The organism is Bacillus sp. FSL K6-1000, from assembly GCF_038630785.1.
Classification (GTDB): domain Bacteria; phylum Bacillota; class Bacilli; order Bacillales; family Bacillaceae; genus Bacillus; species Bacillus safensis.
Window position 1 is genome coordinate 3,065,428 of sequence record NZ_CP152042.1, and the last position, 16,446, is coordinate 3,081,873.

At 41.5% G+C, this 16,446-nt stretch carries 23 protein-coding genes; 6 read left to right on the forward strand and 17 right to left on the reverse strand.

Annotation, left to right across the window (positions count from 1 at the left end; genetic code table 11):
* Positions 1 to 12: 12 nt before the first annotated feature.
* The 4 genes from MHI46_RS16010 to MHI46_RS16025 all read right to left on the reverse strand — a co-directional run bounded on the left by MHI46_RS16010 (position 13) and on the right by MHI46_RS16025 (position 1,860).
* A complete protein-coding gene (locus MHI46_RS16010) occupies positions 13 to 759 on the reverse strand; it encodes a carboxylesterase (protein WP_039181462.1) in 747 nt (248 codons plus the stop codon).
* Positions 760 to 886: 127 nt separating this feature from the next.
* Positions 887 to 1,120: a preprotein translocase subunit SecG gene (secG, locus tag MHI46_RS16015; RefSeq protein WP_003212746.1), complete on the reverse strand. Its 234-nt coding sequence runs from the start codon at positions 1,118 to 1,120 to the stop codon at positions 887 to 889.
* Between the two features lie 186 nt (positions 1,121 to 1,306).
* Positions 1,307 to 1,597: an AbrB/MazE/SpoVT family DNA-binding domain-containing protein gene (locus MHI46_RS16020; protein ID WP_047202977.1), complete on the reverse strand. Its 291-nt coding sequence runs from the start codon at positions 1,595 to 1,597 to the stop codon at positions 1,307 to 1,309.
* Positions 1,598 to 1,626: 29 nt separating this feature from the next.
* Positions 1,627 to 1,860, reverse strand: a complete 234-nt coding sequence (locus MHI46_RS16025) for a helix-turn-helix transcriptional regulator (protein ID WP_024719830.1) — start codon at positions 1,858 to 1,860, stop codon at positions 1,627 to 1,629.
* A gap of 154 nt (positions 1,861 to 2,014) precedes the next feature.
* Between MHI46_RS16025 and MHI46_RS16030 the strand changes: the two genes are divergently transcribed.
* The 3 genes from MHI46_RS16030 (at position 2,015) to MHI46_RS16040 (ending at position 3,353) form a co-directional block, all read left to right on the forward strand.
* On the forward strand, positions 2,015 to 2,419 hold the full coding sequence (locus MHI46_RS16030; RefSeq protein WP_034660010.1) for a helix-turn-helix transcriptional regulator: 405 nt from the start codon (positions 2,015 to 2,017) through the stop codon (positions 2,417 to 2,419).
* A 130-nt stretch (positions 2,420 to 2,549) separates the two neighbouring features.
* Positions 2,550 to 2,951 carry a transcriptional regulator gene (locus tag MHI46_RS16035; RefSeq protein ID WP_126682592.1) on the forward strand — a complete coding sequence of 134 codons (402 nt, stop codon included), beginning with the start codon at positions 2,550 to 2,552 and terminating at the stop codon, positions 2,949 to 2,951.
* Between the two features lie 81 nt (positions 2,952 to 3,032).
* The gene (locus tag MHI46_RS16040) at positions 3,033 to 3,353 is read left to right on the forward strand and encodes a helix-turn-helix domain-containing protein (RefSeq protein ID WP_024423485.1); all 321 of its coding nucleotides are present in this window, start codon (positions 3,033 to 3,035) and stop codon (positions 3,351 to 3,353) included.
* An 80-nt stretch (positions 3,354 to 3,433) separates the two neighbouring features.
* Here the strand turns inward: MHI46_RS16040 and MHI46_RS16045 are convergent, their stop codons facing one another.
* From MHI46_RS16045 to MHI46_RS16060, 4 genes are read right to left on the reverse strand one after another with little or no spacing between them, the layout of a single operon-like run.
* Entirely contained in the window at positions 3,434 to 4,123 is a 690-nt protein-coding gene (locus MHI46_RS16045; RefSeq protein ID WP_099663687.1) for an ABC transporter permease, read from the reverse strand.
* A gap of 21 nt (positions 4,124 to 4,144) precedes the next feature.
* On the reverse strand, positions 4,145 to 5,062 hold the full coding sequence (locus MHI46_RS16050; protein ID WP_039181479.1) for an osmoprotectant ABC transporter substrate-binding protein: 918 nt from the start codon (positions 5,060 to 5,062) through the stop codon (positions 4,145 to 4,147).
* Positions 5,063 to 5,075: 13 nt separating this feature from the next.
* Positions 5,076 to 5,729 (reverse strand): ABC transporter permease, encoded by a 654-nt coding sequence (locus MHI46_RS16055; protein ID WP_034280933.1) that lies wholly within the window; start codon positions 5,727 to 5,729, stop codon positions 5,076 to 5,078.
* A gap of 13 nt (positions 5,730 to 5,742) precedes the next feature.
* Complete coding sequence (locus MHI46_RS16060; RefSeq protein WP_039181485.1) at positions 5,743 to 6,891, reverse strand: betaine/proline/choline family ABC transporter ATP-binding protein; 1,149 nt, start codon at positions 6,889 to 6,891, stop codon at positions 5,743 to 5,745.
* Positions 6,892 to 7,160: 269 nt separating this feature from the next.
* Between MHI46_RS16060 and MHI46_RS16065 the strand changes: the two genes are divergently transcribed.
* Positions 7,161 to 7,697, forward strand: a complete 537-nt coding sequence (locus MHI46_RS16065; protein WP_024426065.1) for a GbsR/MarR family transcriptional regulator — start codon at positions 7,161 to 7,163, stop codon at positions 7,695 to 7,697.
* Between the two features lie 55 nt (positions 7,698 to 7,752).
* Here MHI46_RS16065 and MHI46_RS16070 read toward each other — a convergent pair whose 3' ends face one another.
* Positions 7,753 to 8,385, reverse strand: coding sequence for an NAAT family transporter (locus tag MHI46_RS16070; protein ID WP_058837609.1), 633 nt, complete (start codon positions 8,383 to 8,385; stop codon positions 7,753 to 7,755).
* A 118-nt stretch (positions 8,386 to 8,503) separates the two neighbouring features.
* On the opposite strand from MHI46_RS16070, the gene MHI46_RS16075 reads away from it, so the two are divergent.
* Together MHI46_RS16075 and MHI46_RS16080 are read left to right on the forward strand one after the other, a co-directional pair.
* Positions 8,504 to 8,968 (forward strand): hypothetical protein, encoded by a 465-nt coding sequence (locus tag MHI46_RS16075; protein ID WP_059377588.1) that lies wholly within the window; start codon positions 8,504 to 8,506, stop codon positions 8,966 to 8,968.
* 14 nt (positions 8,969 to 8,982) lie between these two features.
* Positions 8,983 to 9,447: a GNAT family N-acetyltransferase gene (locus MHI46_RS16080; RefSeq protein WP_342502941.1), complete on the forward strand. Its 465-nt coding sequence runs from the start codon at positions 8,983 to 8,985 to the stop codon at positions 9,445 to 9,447.
* A gap of 22 nt (positions 9,448 to 9,469) precedes the next feature.
* On the opposite strand, the gene MHI46_RS16085 is transcribed toward MHI46_RS16080, so the two are convergent.
* From MHI46_RS16085 to tpiA, 8 genes are all read right to left on the reverse strand, one after another.
* A complete protein-coding gene (locus tag MHI46_RS16085; protein ID WP_039181498.1) occupies positions 9,470 to 9,751 on the reverse strand; it encodes a hypothetical protein in 282 nt (93 codons plus the stop codon).
* Complete coding sequence (locus MHI46_RS16090; protein ID WP_099663684.1) at positions 9,748 to 10,116, reverse strand: hypothetical protein; 369 nt, start codon at positions 10,114 to 10,116, stop codon at positions 9,748 to 9,750. Before MHI46_RS16090 ends, MHI46_RS16085 begins: the two co-directional genes overlap by 4 nt.
* Positions 10,113 to 11,510 carry a hypothetical protein gene (locus MHI46_RS16095; protein WP_342502942.1) on the reverse strand — a complete coding sequence of 466 codons (1,398 nt, stop codon included), beginning with the start codon at positions 11,508 to 11,510 and terminating at the stop codon, positions 10,113 to 10,115. Before MHI46_RS16095 ends, MHI46_RS16090 begins: the two co-directional genes overlap by 4 nt.
* Positions 11,482 to 12,249, reverse strand: a complete 768-nt coding sequence (locus MHI46_RS16100; protein ID WP_342502943.1) for an ABC transporter ATP-binding protein — start codon at positions 12,247 to 12,249, stop codon at positions 11,482 to 11,484. The genes MHI46_RS16095 and MHI46_RS16100 overlap by 29 nt, the downstream gene beginning before the upstream one ends.
* Positions 12,250 to 12,307: 58 nt before the next feature.
* Positions 12,308 to 12,577, reverse strand: coding sequence for a hypothetical protein (locus tag MHI46_RS16105; protein ID WP_144490063.1), 270 nt, complete (start codon positions 12,575 to 12,577; stop codon positions 12,308 to 12,310).
* A 256-nt stretch (positions 12,578 to 12,833) separates the two neighbouring features.
* Positions 12,834 to 14,126 carry a phosphopyruvate hydratase gene (eno, locus tag MHI46_RS16110; protein ID WP_003212752.1) on the reverse strand — a complete coding sequence of 431 codons (1,293 nt, stop codon included), beginning with the start codon at positions 14,124 to 14,126 and terminating at the stop codon, positions 12,834 to 12,836.
* Between the two features lie 30 nt (positions 14,127 to 14,156).
* Positions 14,157 to 15,692, reverse strand: a complete 1,536-nt coding sequence (gene gpmI / locus MHI46_RS16115) for a 2,3-bisphosphoglycerate-independent phosphoglycerate mutase (RefSeq protein ID WP_039181511.1) — start codon at positions 15,690 to 15,692, stop codon at positions 14,157 to 14,159.
* Positions 15,685 to 16,446 (reverse strand): triose-phosphate isomerase, encoded by a 762-nt coding sequence (gene tpiA / locus MHI46_RS16120; RefSeq protein WP_017359213.1) that lies wholly within the window; start codon positions 16,444 to 16,446, stop codon positions 15,685 to 15,687. The genes gpmI and tpiA overlap by 8 nt, the downstream gene beginning before the upstream one ends.

The following is a 16,446-nucleotide window of genomic DNA, read 5'->3' on the forward strand; positions in this document are numbered from 1 at the left end:
CCCCCTATATATTTAAATTGACCAATCAAGTGATTCTAAGAATGCATAGACATCCTGATGAACCTTCTCCCGCTCTTTATCAAGCGTGATGACATGGCCTGATTCTTCATACCATTTCAGATGCTTATCATCTGTCTCTACTTCGTTATAAATGATATTCGCACTGTCTGTATTAATCATATGATCGTGACGTGCCTGCACAACAAAAGTAGGTGAATAGATCATGTCGACATTGTTTCTGACATCTGCAATCAGTTCTTGCAAACTCTTGAGAGTATCCATTGGTGTTTTCTTGAACGCTTCCATTTCTTGTTCAATTTGGTCCTCTGACTTACCCTCAAATTTCTTATAGTTACGGGCATAATCTAGTACACCCTGGTACATGACTTCTTCACTTTTTATGTACATAGGTGCACACATAGGTACAATTCCCTTTACAGGTACAGTGTAACCTAATTTCAATGAAAAAACTCCTCCGAGGGATAGTCCGCAAACCGCAATCTCTTCATAGCCCTCATCTTTTAAGAATTGATAGCCTTCTTCTACATCTTTCCACCAGTCAGCCGGGCCTGTATGGACAAGCTCTTCTGGCGGCACACCGTGACCTTTATATTGAGGTGCATGACATGTATATCCTCTTTCGTTCAAATAACGGCCAAGCATTCGAACATCGGCTGTATTCCCAGTAAAACCGTGAAGAAGAAGCACCGCCTTTTCTCCACCTTTAAACGTAAATGGTTTTGGTGTAACAACTTTCATGATGATGTGACTTCCTTTCCTTCTGATATGGTTTATATTTTCCACTTGTATGTATGAAACAAACACAAAAGAGTGCTGATAATAAAAAAAGGTCTGAAAAAAGATCAGACCTTCTGTTACTCGCGCTTTACACGCCTAAATATGCCAATGCAAGTGTTAAGATGAAGAAAAGCACTGACAAAATAACCGTTAATCGGTGAAGAATCAAGTCAAGGCCTCTCGCTTTTTGTTTACCGAAAAGCTGCTCGGCTCCACCTGAAATAGCGCCTGACAGTCCAGCACTTTTACTTGATTGTAGTAATACAACGATGATAAGTGCGATACTGACAATTACGAGTAATGTGATAACAAATGCGTGCATGAAAACACCTCCAGACAAACTGGTACACATAACTTTATTTTACATGAAAACAAGGTGCATGTCACGAAACATCAAAATAAAGATTTCCTATATATTGTCGACTTGATTCGTTATTTTGATACAATTTCGTTCCAAAGTGCTGGCTGCAGCATTTTTATATGCAATTTTCCGGTTAAAAACTCATTTTTAATGAGTTGCTTCTTCCTTCAATAGCTGTTTTAATTCTTCTAACAAACGTTCAGCTCCTTCAGGACTCAGCATCACGCTTCCATTTCCATAGCTTTTGTTGTACTTCGTCACTTGTCCCGTTAGCAGGCAGCTCTTATCTGCATCATATTTTTTCAGCATAATGGTTTGATCTTCAATGAAAATTTCTAACAGCTGCTCTTCTTTAATATTGAGTACCTTGCGCATTTCTGAGGGCAGAACAATTCTGCCGAGAGAATCAATTTGTCTGACCATCCCAGTCCTTTTCAATGACATTTCCTCCTTGGTGATGATATGAATTATTGACTTTTGTCAACATTTTCATAGTAAAATAGATCTTCAAATTTTTTATCAAAGTAATGAATCATTTTGCCAATGACAAGCTGTCCTGGTTTTCGGTGACCATTTAATACCCTGCTAAGAGTGGCAGGAGAGATGCCAATTTCATCAGCGAGCTGATTTAAAGACATATCGTTCTCGATCATATACTGCATGACAAAAGCCCGCCTGATCTGAATCTTTTCGACCATCATTACAACCTCCTATGGAATCAATATGTACAACATGTAAGGCTCTCACATCAAGCAGATTCATTAACTTATGTCAACACTTTTGCCCCTCTGCTATTTCCTTTGGTCAATGATCATACTAAAATAAGTCATATACTGAAATGTGAGGTTCGATGTCATGAATCACTTTGGTGAACAATTACGCATTTTAAGAGAAAATAGAAAAATGTCGGTCAATCAACTTGCCATGTATTCAGGTGTAAGCGCTGCTGGTATTTCTCGTATTGAAAATGGAAAGCGCGGTGTGCCAAAGCCTTTAACCATAAAAAAATTAGCACACGCCTTGAAGGTGCCTTATGAGGATTTAATGCTGCTTGCCGGTCATATTGAACAGGAACAAGTTCATGAAATGAAACCGAAATATGAGTCCATGTTAAAAATCTATCAAACGGCGCTTCAAAAGGATGTAGAACATCTTCCCATTTTTGACGGGGACAAATGGGAAAGGCTCTCCGCACAAGACATCAGCCAGCTGAATGAATACTTTCTCACGCTCATCAACCAAAAAAAGGCGAACAAATAGCGGGGCATAAACCTAATGTACATCCACCATTAACTAATGTCAATATTTTCATGGTATACTTATTGCCAATAGTCAACATATCAAGTAAAATAGACATATCGAATCTATAACCATGTGAGGTTTTGCGTTGATGAACTTTGGTGCATATTTAAGAGCATTACGTGAAGAAAAGAAGCTGTCAGTGAACCAATTAGCGATGTATTCTGAGGTCAGCGCTGCCGGTATTTCTCGTATTGAAAACGGGAAACGCGGCATTCCGAAACCTCCTACGATTAAAAAGCTAGCTGGTGCGTTAAAGGTACCTTATGAAGACATGATGCAGGCTGCGGGCTATATTGAGGAAGTCTCTCCTGTCCATCAGATCAAGGAAGAGGATCTGGCTTTATCCAAAATAAAGGAAGCCTCAGCGAAATATGAACTTGATGATCTCGAAATATTTGATGGTGACATATGGTCGACCCTTTCGAAAAAAGAAATAGAGGACCTCAACCGCTATTTGTTATTTATGTTAAACAGCCGATCATCCTCATAAATGTTTTCATTATTAACAAGCTTTTTACGCCGATTTATGACAGATTTACGGTATAATGGGTTCAGATTGGAGTGAAGGAAGATGAATCAATCTGACATGTGCCCGCGGTTTGAAAAAGCAGTTGAGTTATTGAGCAAACGCTGGGTGGCACTGATTGTTTTTCAGCTTCTCTCAGGTCAGCAGCGCTTTAGTGAAATTGAGGCAGCCCTGACAAATTTAAGCGGTAGAGTATTATCTGAGAGATTAAAAGAGCTGGAGGCAGCAGGTATTGTAAAACGGGAGGTTTTTGCTGAAACACCCGTGCGCATAGAGTATTCTTTAACAGATATGGGGCGTTCACTTGCACCCGTTTTTGAAGAAATTGCGAAGTGGTCCTCTGAATGGATCACGCTTGAATCATAAAATACATGCATGTGAACTGCCTGATCATCATAAAACAACCTCCCTTACAGATGTAAGGGAGGTTTTGTCTTTTCAACCGCTTAAGCAGATGTGATGTTTTTTTCAGCTAACGCTTTTCTTTCTTTTTTCTTGTTTGTCGGGCTTAAATAACGTTCGAGCCAGCCCATGACAAGGTCAGCAACGATAGCCATGAGTGCAGTTGGAATCGCACCTGCTAAAATGATGGCTGTTCCGTTTGTGGCGTTTGATCCTCTGATGATGATATCACCAAGACCTCCCGCGCCCACAAATGTTCCAATCGCTGTAATACCGATGGCAATGACCAGTGCGGTTCTTAAACCTGCCATAATGACTGATAAAGCAAGCGGTAATTCAACCATTCTCAGCACTTGCCATTTCGTCATGCCCATCGCTTTACCTGATTCTAAATAGGCATGTTCAATGCTGACAATGCCTGTATACGTGTTTCGGATGATCGGCAGAAGCGAATACAAAAAGAGTGATAGGATGACTGTATTTGCGCCAAGTCCTAATACAAGCATCAACACGGAAAGCATCGCTAATGCCGGTATCGTTTGAATGACGTTGGTAATGGCGAAGACCCAATTGCTCAGCTTGCGGTAATGCGCCACAAAGATGCCTACTGGAATCCCGACAATCGCCGCAAACAACACCCCATACGCCGACATGAGAAAATGCCGATAAAATTCTTCTAACACATATGAACCGTTCTGCTGATAATACGTCCATAATTGCTGCAGTGTGTCCATCAGCCGTGACACCTCCCCATCTTACTCAAAGTAATTGTGTTTTTTCAGGAAATTCTTCGCAACGGTTGCTGGTTCTTGAAGCTCGCCGTCGACTTGATAGTTCAACTCTTGCATTTGTTCTGTATCGATTTTTCCGATCAGCCTGTTGATCACCTTATTAAGCCCTGGATTTTCTTTTAAGACTTTCTCCGGGACTACTGGCGATGCATCATATGGCGGGAAGAAACGTTTATCATCTTTTAAAATTTTAAGGTTATAGGCCTTGATTCGTCCATCTGTAGAATAGGCAAGCACAATATCCATTTTTTCATTTTTTAATGCATCATAGACTAAACCAATTTGCATCGGATATGTGCTGCCAAATTTAATTCCGTATGTTTTCACAAACCCTTCATAGCCGTCGCCTTTCTTTTTGAGCCATACGTTATCGACACCAAAACGGTAATTGTTCGCATTCTTTTTCAAATCAGAAACCGTTTCTAACTTGTTTTCCTTCGCCATCTTCTGCGTCACGGCAAAGGCATACGTATTATCAAACCCATAAGAATCAAACCATTTGTAATCATATCGTTTCTTAAATTCTTTTTGGACAATCTCCATCGCACGCTCCGGGTCTTTTTCTGCATCCATTCCAAGCGTACTTGTTAAATCCGTGCCTGAATATCTTGTGGCAGAGATGTCAACGTCTCCGTTTTCCATTGCTTTCTGCTGCACAGTGTTGGAGCCTAGGTTTTTCACAATGGTTGTCTTTTTATCTGTGTAATGTTCGATCATATCGCCAACCATATAGGCCATAATTTCTGATTCGGTAAAGTTTTGTGCTCCGATTCGCAGCGTGCCCCCTGAGGAGCCGGCTAGTCCAGGAAGTGAACAGCCGCTTATCAATAGCAAGCATCCGGCAAGCAGTGCACTGATCCATTTTGTTTTTCGATTCTTCACATAAGCCAACTCCTTATGAAACTTCCTTCAATCCTTTTAAGCCTTCTGGTGTTACTTTTTTCTCCAGCTTCATTAATGATAGGTCGATGATGACTGCTAAAATCGTGACTGGGATCGCACCCGCAATAATAAATTCAGGCTGATACAGCTGAAGTCCAATCAAAATGTAGTCACCTAGACCGCCTCCACCGATAAAGGCTGCAAGTGTTGTCCAGCCAATCAAATAAATCGTTGACGTTCTGACACCTGCCATAATGACCGGTACAGCAAGCGGGAGTTCAACAAGACGAATTTGTTCCCATGTTGTCATCCCGATTCCTTTACCGGATTCAAGCAAGTTTTTGTTCACACCTTGGACCCCGGCATACGTATTTCTTAAAATAGGTAAAACCGAATAGAAAAAGAGAGCAACGATTGCAGGTATTTTCCCAACCCCCAAAATAGGAATAAAAAAGGCAAGAATCGCTAAACTAGGGAGTGTTTGAAAGATATTCACGATACCGATGATAAAGCCTGCGCCTCGTTTCATTCGTGTGAGAACCACACCTAAAGGAACGGCAACAAGAATACCAAGCACAACAGCAATTAAGGAAATATATAAATGCTCCCACATTTTTGTGAGGAGTTCCCCACCATTTTTCTCTAGAAAGTCGATGATTTGATCCATGTGTACACCTCCCTTAATTCATTTCAGTGACAGCCGCCGGCGTATCGTCTCCCCAAATGGAGTCGTACACAACATCTACAAGACTTGCACGTGTCACAATGCCTTTTAAGTGCCCTTCTGCATCCACAACCGGTACATATTTAATGCCGCGTATTAAGATTTTCCGGACAGTGTCTCTTAGAAGTGCGCCTTCTTGTACGGTATAGAACTCTGTATTTAAAATATCACCAACGAAAGCTGCTTTTCTGCGGTTCGCATCGATTGTTTCAATGTCGATATAGCCTTTTAGCACATGATGTTCATCTACTACAAGCAAGGAATCGACCCGCTTTTCTCTCATGATGTAGATGGCATCTGTTAATGTTTTTTCAACTGTAATGGTGACTGGTGACGTGTTCATCATTTGTTCTACACGTTCCATATTCGGATTTGATTGAAGCAGACGTTCTTTTCCGATGAATTCTTCTACGAATTCATTGGCAGGGTTCCGCAGAATATCGTCAGGCGTACCTACTTGGACAATCTCTCCATCTTTTAAAATCACAATTCGATCAGCTAGTTTAATGGCTTCGTCCATGTCATGTGTGACGAATACGATGGTTTTATTTAACGTTTTTTGCAGTTTCTTAAATTCTTCCTGCAATGAATCTCGTGTGATTGGATCAAGTGCTCCGAATGGTTCATCCATGAGGATCAGAGGGGGTTCCGCTGCTAGTGCGCGAAGAACACCGATGCGCTGCTGCTGTCCTCCGCTGAGTTCATGAGGGTAGCGTTCTAAATATTCTGGTCCCATGTCGACAAGCTTCAGCAGTTCACGTGCTCGTTCTTTTCGTTTTTCTTCCGGCCATTTTAACAGCTTTGGAACAAGTGAAATGTTTTGTGCGATGGTCATATGGGGGAACAGTCCAATTTGCTGAATTACATAGCCAATTTCTCTTCTTAATTGAACTGGATCTTTTTTCATAATATTTTCTCCCTCGATGAAGATGTTTCCTGAGGAAGGTTCGATGAGTCGGTTGATCATCTTCATGGTTGTTGTCTTACCACAGCCACTCGGTCCAATAAAACAAATAAATTCTCCTTTTGCTATTTCTAAATCAATATTTTTGACAGCTTTTTTTCCGCCTTTATACGTCTTAGATACATTCTCTAGTTTCAGCAAATGAGACACCTCCAATTAGTCGGATCAATATTTTCAGAAAATTTACACCTTATTTATTATAGTGCAAACTTTATAAAATAAAAAGTTTATGATGTGTTTGTATTGCATAACATTTATTTAAAATTTTCAGTTAATGTCCTGCTAGATAGAGATCTCTCCTTTTTCCTCCAAATTACGAGCAAATACTCAATATTTATTGTTTTCATCAACAAACAGGTATATGATATATTGTGTTACAAATTGTCAGTCGTGAAGGGATGAATCGGGGAGTGGACAAGCAAGCGTTAGGCGCCATTCAAAAAGCACAGGATCATTATATTGAAAAAGCTGCCGAGAACATGAATGCCTTTGGTCTTTCTTCTACAGTAGGTAGAGTGCTTGGTATCATTCACATGAACCGTAAACCAATGACGCTTGGAGAGCTATCAGAGGCGACAGGCATGAGCAAAACGAGAATGAGTCAAGTCGTTCGAGAAATGCTCGATTTGAATATTGCGGAAAAGGTTTATGAAAAAGGAATACGTAAAGATCTTTATGACGTTGAGCAAGATCAATACCAAACGTTTATTTCCTTGTTTGCAGCCAATTGGTCCCGAGTTGTCAGCAAAAACCGCAAAGCACATAAGAAAACGTGCAAGGAATTGCTGGAATTGCTTGAACAGGACGACCTGCCAGAAGAGACAGAGGATAAAATCAATCTGCTTCTTTCAGAAATCAAGGAAAGTCTTGATTACTATGATTGGATTAGCCGCTTAATTGAATTCTTTGAGAGTGAAGAAGTATTTAAGCATGTGCCGAAACCTTAAAAAAAGCTGTTTTATTTTACATCATTGTAGAAAAAAACAGCTTTTTTATATACACTTATGACATAAACATCGGAAACATCCCTTTTAAGCCCGCACCAATCATTTCAACTGCCACTACAGCAAGAATTAATCCCATTAAGCGCGTCACGACATTCATCTCTGTTTTCCCCATTTTTCGCATAATGAAACTTGAATAATGAAAGGCATAAAAGGTCATCGCCAGTACGATGACAATGCCGATTAAAATCGCAAACATGTGAAGCATCACTTGACTTCCCGGGGTTAAGCTCATCACTGTAGCGATTGTACCGGGACCAGCGATGATCGGAATCGCCAGCGGCGTAACGGAGACATCAGCCTTTTCTTTGCTTTCTGCCTTTTCCTCAGAATGAGGGTTTTGGACATGTGACTCCTTTGCATTCAGTAAATTGTAAGCGATACCAAAAATGAAAATACCTCCGGCGATGCGGAGTGCATGAATATCGATCCCAAACAATTTGAAAATGAGCCTCCCTGCCAATAAAAAGGCAACCAAAATAATGAAAGAGACCACAATGGCTTTTTTGGCTGTTTGGGAGCGTTCTTTCTCTGTATATCCCTCTGTTAAGGTAATAAAAAGAGGCACGTTTCCAATAGGGTTTGATACAGCAAATAATGAGACCACGACATGAATCATAAAGGAAATCAACAGACACCCTCCTTTTTTCATAGTGTCTGCCAATCTGATGTGAATATTCCCTTGTGATGTTAAAACCTGTATATATTTAACCGATGATAATAAAGGTTTAAAGAAAGGGGAATGACACATGAAGAAAACGATCACCATCATCCTTCTATGCGCTGTGGTTTTAGGAGCAGCCGGCTGGATTGTTTGGCAGCAGCAGTCCATCCAAGCAGCAGAGGAAAAACATCAGCAAGAAAGCAAAACGAACACTGAGCAGCTTTCGAAGTTAAAATCAAATCAAGCAGATTTGAAGCATAAAAACGAAGATCAAAAAAAGAAACTGTCTACCATCACGAAAAAGCTCAAAAAAGAAAAGAAAGCCTATCAAAAAGAAGTCCAACAGCGTAAAGCGCTTGAGGCAAAAATCGACCAGCTTCAAAAAGAGCTGACAGCAGCGAAAGCCACTGCTCAAGCGAATAAGCAGACTTCACAGACTCCAAGGAAAACAACTGTCAAAAAAGACCCAAATGTCACCCACAATCCGCCTTCACAATGGGTACAGGATCAATATGATTGGGGTGTGAAACAAGGATATATTAAAGAATAGAAAGGATGAAAAACATGATACACATTCGGCCATTGTCAGGTGATCAATCTGCCCCTATGGATCTTTTACTCTTAGCTGATCCTTCAAAGGAAAAGGTACTTGAATATATGCAATCCGGTTCTTGTTATGCCGCTTATCATGAACAGGACGTGATTGGTATCTATGTGCTTTTATCTCTGTCTCAGCAGACAGTCGAAATTATCAACGTCGCCGTGAAGGAATCATGGCAAGGAAAAGGAATTGGAAAGCAGCTGATCCGCCATGCCATTTCTGAAGCGAAAGCCTCCGGCTTTCACACGATTGAAATCGGCACAGGTAACTCGAGTATCCAGCAGCTCGCACTTTATCAGAAATGCGGCTTCCGCATGACATCTATTGACCACGATTTCTTTCTTAAACATTATGATGAACCGATTTTTGAAAATGGCATTCAGTGTATGGATATGGTACGGCTCTCACTCACTTTGCAAGCAGACTGATGTTTTGTTCCGTCTGCTTTTTTTATGTTCTGCGCTTTTTCACCACATGCTTCACATATTGAATGAAAAAATAGAGCACGGCGCCAGCTAAAAAGCAGACCACACATCCAAAGAGCGTTGCCTCTGAACTGAATTGATACTCTTCAATTTTCATGATATAAAATGGCATGCCAAACATTGATGGACTTGATTCAACATGATTGACCTCTAGCAGCAATAAAAAAACAGGGGTCATAAACACAGCAAATACATACAGCATCGCAAGTGTTAAACCGCTGGAAAACGAATGAAATACTTTAATCATCTCTTTCTCTCCTTCATCTCTTTTAAACTGGCTGTGATATTTTTCCCGTCTGGGCAAGCTGGATGCAGCATCACCGTATTTAGTAAAGAAAAAAACAGCAGTTGATGACTTACCGGATGCTTCCATATCATAAAAAGCACAATCGAACAAAGCACCGGAAAGAGCGGGCCTGCAAGTGCCACCATCATATTGAAGCTCGGCCGGACAAATTTCTCATGGACGACCGCCACATGCTTCCAATCAATCGTTATCACAAAATCAAAGAGAGGCCTTTTTTCAATTTTGTTACACACCATCACCATCAGCATATGACCAAGTTCATGTATCAGCACAACTGCTAGGAAACTACACACAAACTCTATCATCGCAAGACAGGCCTCTTTAACATGACCGCATATATACAGCTAAAAAATGCAAGTGAACCTAGCAGATAGGCGGTGGCGAGAAGATACACATCTGTTGAAAGCCACTTCAATAAAAGCATATCGATGAAGCTGAATACAGCAATCATCATTACGATGACAAACAGTTTATTAAACTCACTGATCTTCACGATAAATCCGGTACAGGCCGCCATGACAGTGATCAACAAAATGGACAAACTTGCAAGGACATGGCCTTCACTTTCAATGCCTATCACTATAGATGCAAACCCAATAAACACAAAATATATAAACAAATTAATAGCGTAATAAAATAAAATTCTCGACAATAAATAAGCGCCCTTTGATGTATTTAACATAAAGATGGCCCTTTGATTCATATGATATTCTCTGCCAATCATCAGCGGAAGCATGATCAATATTTCCTTTAACGCATACTGCACAATAAAGGCATACAGCCAGCCGGTTTCTACCGGTGTAAAAACAAATGGCAGCCCCGCCGTTAAACAAACGAGAAATAAAAACAAAATGCCCTGTTCTTTAAAAACAACTGACCGGCTGAAATAGACCAATTCCTGCCGCAGGTGCGTCAGAAAGGAAGATTTCGTTCTGATTTTCTTATAAGAAAACGACTTCACCTCTGTTTTCAGCTGCAAAAACATCCAATGGACATAAGAAGCCGCTAACCCCTTCAGCCATAGCCAGCCTGCGCTTAAAAGGATCATTAGAAATATGAGATAGACTGGTGGCCATACGCGGATCATCTCCATTGCTTTTTGCAAAAGGAGAAACACCAATAGATTCAGCACCGCAAAGCCAAGCGTTTGCAGCAGCAAATGCTCTTTTGTTTTTGATATGAAATGGCTCACAGCAATCCGCATTAACATCCAAGAAGCAAGCGCAAGCAGCGCCAGTACACAGCAAGTCATGCACACAACCGTTATCCAATACAGAGATGGCGTAACACCGCTGATCAAAAGGCCTAATACAATCGGTAAAAAAAGCAGTCCAACCACGAGGAAACAAAAGAGCATCGGAAAGAAATATACACAAAGGACAAATGGCACACTTTGTATCGCACTATTCAAAAAGTAGAATTGATATTCCTGGCGCTTTAATTTATTGCGGGATAACACAATGCCTACGCTTAAAAGTAAAAGCGTCATTTTCATCAATTGGAGGTATAGAGCAGCCGGCTCGCTTTCTCCTGCCTGCATGAAAAAGCGCAGGCTGATAACGACGTATATCGCATACATGAGCAAGAAAAAAGCCTCGGCTGCGAGAAGCTGTATAGGGTACTTTTTTGCGAGCTGCTTGACTTTCGCTGTCAGCATCCCCCATTCTATTTTATGAAGAACGTGTCGTGTCCAGATCATTGAGTAACCTCTCCACCTGCATATAGTAATCTCGATTCACTTCTTTATAAATCTCTTCAAGTGCCTGATGAGGAAATGTCTGATTCGTTTCTTGGCGGGACATATCCAGCTTGACATATCCATTTCTCAAGATCATGAGATGGTCATAAAGCGTATCACCAAAACTCAAATGATGGGTTGAAATGAGAATGCCAGCGCCTTGCTCTCTCAGCTTCATGAGCACCTTTTTTAAGATGATCATCATATCTGGATCAAGTCCGTTTGTTGGCTCATCGAACACATAATAATCACATGGCCTGAGGAGCTGGGAAATGATCTGTGTTTTCTTTTGATTGCCATGAGACAGCTGAGCGATAGGCTGATCCATATACGCCCCCAGCTCAAACAGATCGATGATCGTCTCTTCCCGTGTGACATCTTGCTCATTTGGCAGCTGAAGTAATTGAAAGTATTCCCTCGGCGATAAATAATCGAACAACGAATGGTCATCAGGAATATAGGAAACATGTTTTTTCAACAAGGAGATATGTTCTGAGGATTGAAGGTTCAGCTGTTTACCATGTAAAGTGACGCATCCTATAAATGGCGTCAGCCCAAACATGGATTGGATCATCGTTGTCTTTCCCGCACCATTATGCCCCAAAAGCAGTAGCATCTGCCCTTTCTCGACACTTATTTGAATATTGCGGAGAGAGAAGGTGCGGCTATATGTTTTTTCTTTTAATTGTAATGTCAGCATCATATCCCTCCGTTTGATTCAGATAGAACAGATGACCTTGCATCTGTTCTCATCCCTGTTAATAACCACACTGGATTTTAACGTACATGCCTAATAATTTGAACTCTCCTAAAAATTTCGAGCCCCGTCCAAAGGTCTTGCATGCCCAAATCAATGCTCCAAGTGAAATAATGCCCAATATAGCGGCAAGGACATAAATCCAAAATGCGTTTTTCTGTACATTCTTAGAAGTTAGAATTCGTTGCTTCCTTTCATCATATGCCGCCAATAGGTGAAGAATATACATATACATACCTATTGGAAAACGAAGGCTAAAAGGATTCAGCATCTCATCACCCCCTAATATATGTAAAATGATACCACCCCCTTACAGAAAGCATAAGTTCATTTCAGATCATATTTTTAGACGAATTTTCATGATTTAGTGCTTATAAATGGAGGGGGTTTTGACTTCTTCTCTAACTGAAGGAGGAGGTTTTACAGAAATAGGATAAGTCAAATGAATTAGCCAGCGGATTTCGCTCAACAAAAAAAACGCTGCGTCCCGCTCTCATGAAAGAGTGGAACGCAGCGCATAGCTGACATTATTTATTCAAGTTATAGAATGTTGCAATGCCGTGATATTGTGCTGTTTCAGCCAATTGATCTTCGATGCGAAGTAATTGGTTGTATTTCGCCACACGGTCCGTACGAGACGGAGCACCTGTTTTGATTTGTCCAGCGTTTGTTGCAACAGCGATGTCTGCAATTGTGCTGTCTTCAGTTTCACCAGAACGGTGAGAAATAACAGCTGTGTATCCTGCGCGTTTTGCCATTTCGATTGCATCAAATGTTTCAGTTAATGTACCGATTTGGTTTACTTTGATCAGGATTGAGTTACCAACGCCGTTTTTGATTCCTTCAGAAAGCTTCTTCGTATTTGTAACGAACAAGTCGTCTCCTACTAACTGAACCTTGCTGCCAAGGCGCTCAGTTAATAGTTTGTGACCTTCCCAGTCGTTTTCATCAAGGCCGTCTTCGATAGAGATGATTGGGTATTTCGATACCATATCTTCATACCAGTCAACCATTTCAGCAGATGTTTTCACAACACCTTCGCCTGATAAATGATATTTACCGTCTTCTTTGTTGTAGAACTCAGAAGATGCAGCATCCATTGCAAGTTTCACTTCTTCACCTGGTTTGAAGCCAGCTTTTTCGATCGCTTCAACGATTGTTTGAAGTGCTTCTTCGTTAGAACCAAGGTTTGGAGCGAATCCACCTTCGTCACCTACAGCTGTGTTTAAGCCTTTTGCACTTAATACAGATTTCAGGCTATGGAAGATTTGAGCGCCCATGCGAAGTGCTTCACGGAAGTTTGGAGCACCTACAGGCATAATCATGAATTCTTGAATGTCTACGTTGTTATCCGCATGCTCTCCACCGTTGACGATGTTCATCATCGGTACTGGAAGCGTTTTGGAGTTGAATCCACCAAGGTATTGATAAAGTGGAATTTGTAAGAAATCAGCAGCCGCACGTGCTACAGCGATAGATACGCCAAGGATTGCGTTTGCGCCTAATTTCCCTTTGTTTTCTGTTCCGTCAAGTTCGATTAACATTTTGTCGATCGCTACTTGTTCTGTTACATCAAAGCCTAAAAGCTCTGGTGCAATGATTTCGTTTACGTTGTTTACAGCTGTCAGAACACCTTTTCCAAGGTAACGGTCTTTGTCTCCGTCACGTAGTTCTACTGCTTCATATTCACCAGTAGAAGCACCACTTGGAACAAGCGCACGGCCAAAGCCGCCAGATTCTGTGTAAACTTCTACTTCAACTGTTGGGTTACCGCGAGAGTCTAATACTTCGCGTGCATATACATCAACAATGTATGGCATTTTTAATTTCTCTCCTTTTGAATCAATTTGTTATTTTTGAATCAATGATGTTCCTGTCATCTCTTTTGGTTTTTCAAGACCAAGTAAGTCTAAAAGCGTTGGAGATAGATCGGCTAAAATGCCGCCTTCTCTAAGCGTCGCACCTTTTTTCGTCACGATGACTGGCACAGGATTCGTTGTATGTGCAGTATGCGGCTTTCCTTCTTCGGTAATTAGCACGTCTGCGTTACCGTGGTCTGCCGTGATGATGGCATGTCCGCCTTTTGCCAGGATTGCGTCGACTACAGCTCCTAAGCACTCATCTACTGCTTCAATGGCTTTGATTGTTGGCTCAAGCATACCTGAATGACCAACCATATCCGGGTTAGCAAAGTTCAGAATGATCGCATCATGCTTGTCAGCATTGATGTCTGCAACAAGTGCATCCTTTACCTCATAAGCGCTCATTTCCGGCTTGAGGTCATAGGTTGCCACATCTGGTGAATTGATTAAGATGCGGTCTTCACCAGGAAATTCTTCTTCACGGCCACCGCTCATAAAGAACGTCACGTGAGGATATTTCTCTGTTTCAGCAATCCGCAGCTGTTTCAATCCGTTTTGAGCAAGCACTTCTCCTACTGTGTTATCCAAATTTACTGGTTTGAAGGCAACATAGCCGTCAACCGTTTCACTGAAGTGTGTGAAGCAAACGAAGTGTAAATTCTTCGGATGAGCTTCTCCGCGGTCAAACGAGCGGAAATCTGCATTTGTGAAAGTGTTCGAGATTTGGATGGCACGGTCTGGACGGAAGTTATAGAAAATCACAGAGTCGCCGTCGTTTACTTTGGCAACCGGCTCACCATTTTCTCTCGTAATGACAGATGGAATAACGAATTCATCGTAGATTCCATTTTCATAGGAGTCATCAACGACATCATAGATGTTTTGATAACTTGGGCCTTCACCATACGCCATCGCGCGGTACGCTTTCTCCACACGATCCCAGCGTTTGTCACGGTCCATTGAGTAATAGCGTCCAGAAAGTGTTGCCACTTCACCGACACCGATTTCTTTGATTTGTTCTTCCAGCTGTTTTAAGTACACTTTGGCTGTCTTCTGACCAACGTCACGTCCGTCCAAGAAGCCATGAATGTATACTTTTGTTAAGCCTTCTTTTTTCGCCAGCTTCAGCAGGGCAAAAAGATGCTGGATGTGACTGTGCACACCGCCGTCTGACAAGAGACCAAATAAATGAAGCGCCTTGTCATTCTCTTTTGCATAAGTCATTGCATCTAGGAACGTTTCGTTTTTCTCAAATTCCCCATCACGAATGGCAACATTCACTCTTGTTAAGCTTTGATACACAATGCGTCCTGCACCGATGTTCAAATGTCCCACTTCAGAGTTCCCCATTTGACCTTCCGGGAGACCTACTGCCTCACCTGAAGCTGTTAAGGTTTGATGCGGAAATTCGTTCCAGTAGCGGTCAAAGTTCGGTTTTTTTGCTTGTGCGACAGCGTTACCGACTGTTTCGCCTCTTAAACCGAACCCGTCTAAGATGATTAATGCTGCTGGTTTCTTACTCATATTGACCTTCCTCCAATAATTGAACGAAAGACTGAGGTTCTAAGCTTGCGCCGCCTACCAAAGCACCGTCAATATCGGATTCTGCCATATATTCTTTAATATTTGCCGGCTTCACGCTTCCGCCATATTGAATGCGAAGGCTGTCTGCCGCTTCTTGACCAAATTCGCTTGCAACGGTTTGGCGGATGTGTGCGCAAACATCGTTTGCATCTTTCGCTGTAGAAGATTTTCCTGTACCAATAGCCCAGATTGGCTCATAGGCAATCACAGATTCAGCCACTTGCTGCTTCGTTAAACCAGCTAGTGCTTTCTTCACTTGATCAGCGACAAGTTCATTTGTTTTGCCAGCTTCACGCTCTTCAAGCGTTTCACCTACACAAATAATTGGAACGATGCCATGCTTGAATGCAGCATGTGCTTTTTTGTTCACTGTTTCATCTGTTTCAGCAAAGAATTCACGGCGCTCTGAATGCCCAATCACTGAATAGCCGATGCCTAGATCTTTTAGAGCAGCAGGGCTGATTTCACCAGTGAATGCACCATTTTCTTCAAAGTGCATGTTTTGTGCACCAATTTTAAGGTCTGTTCCGTTTGATAGGCTGTTTAGCTTTTCAAGGAAAAGAGCTGGCGCACAGACAATGGATTCCACTTTGTCAGGAGATGGAATAGATGACTTAACTTCTTCAACGAAGCTGACTGCTTCGCCAAGTGTTTTGTTCATTTTCCAGTTCCCAGCTATAATTGGTTTTCTCAT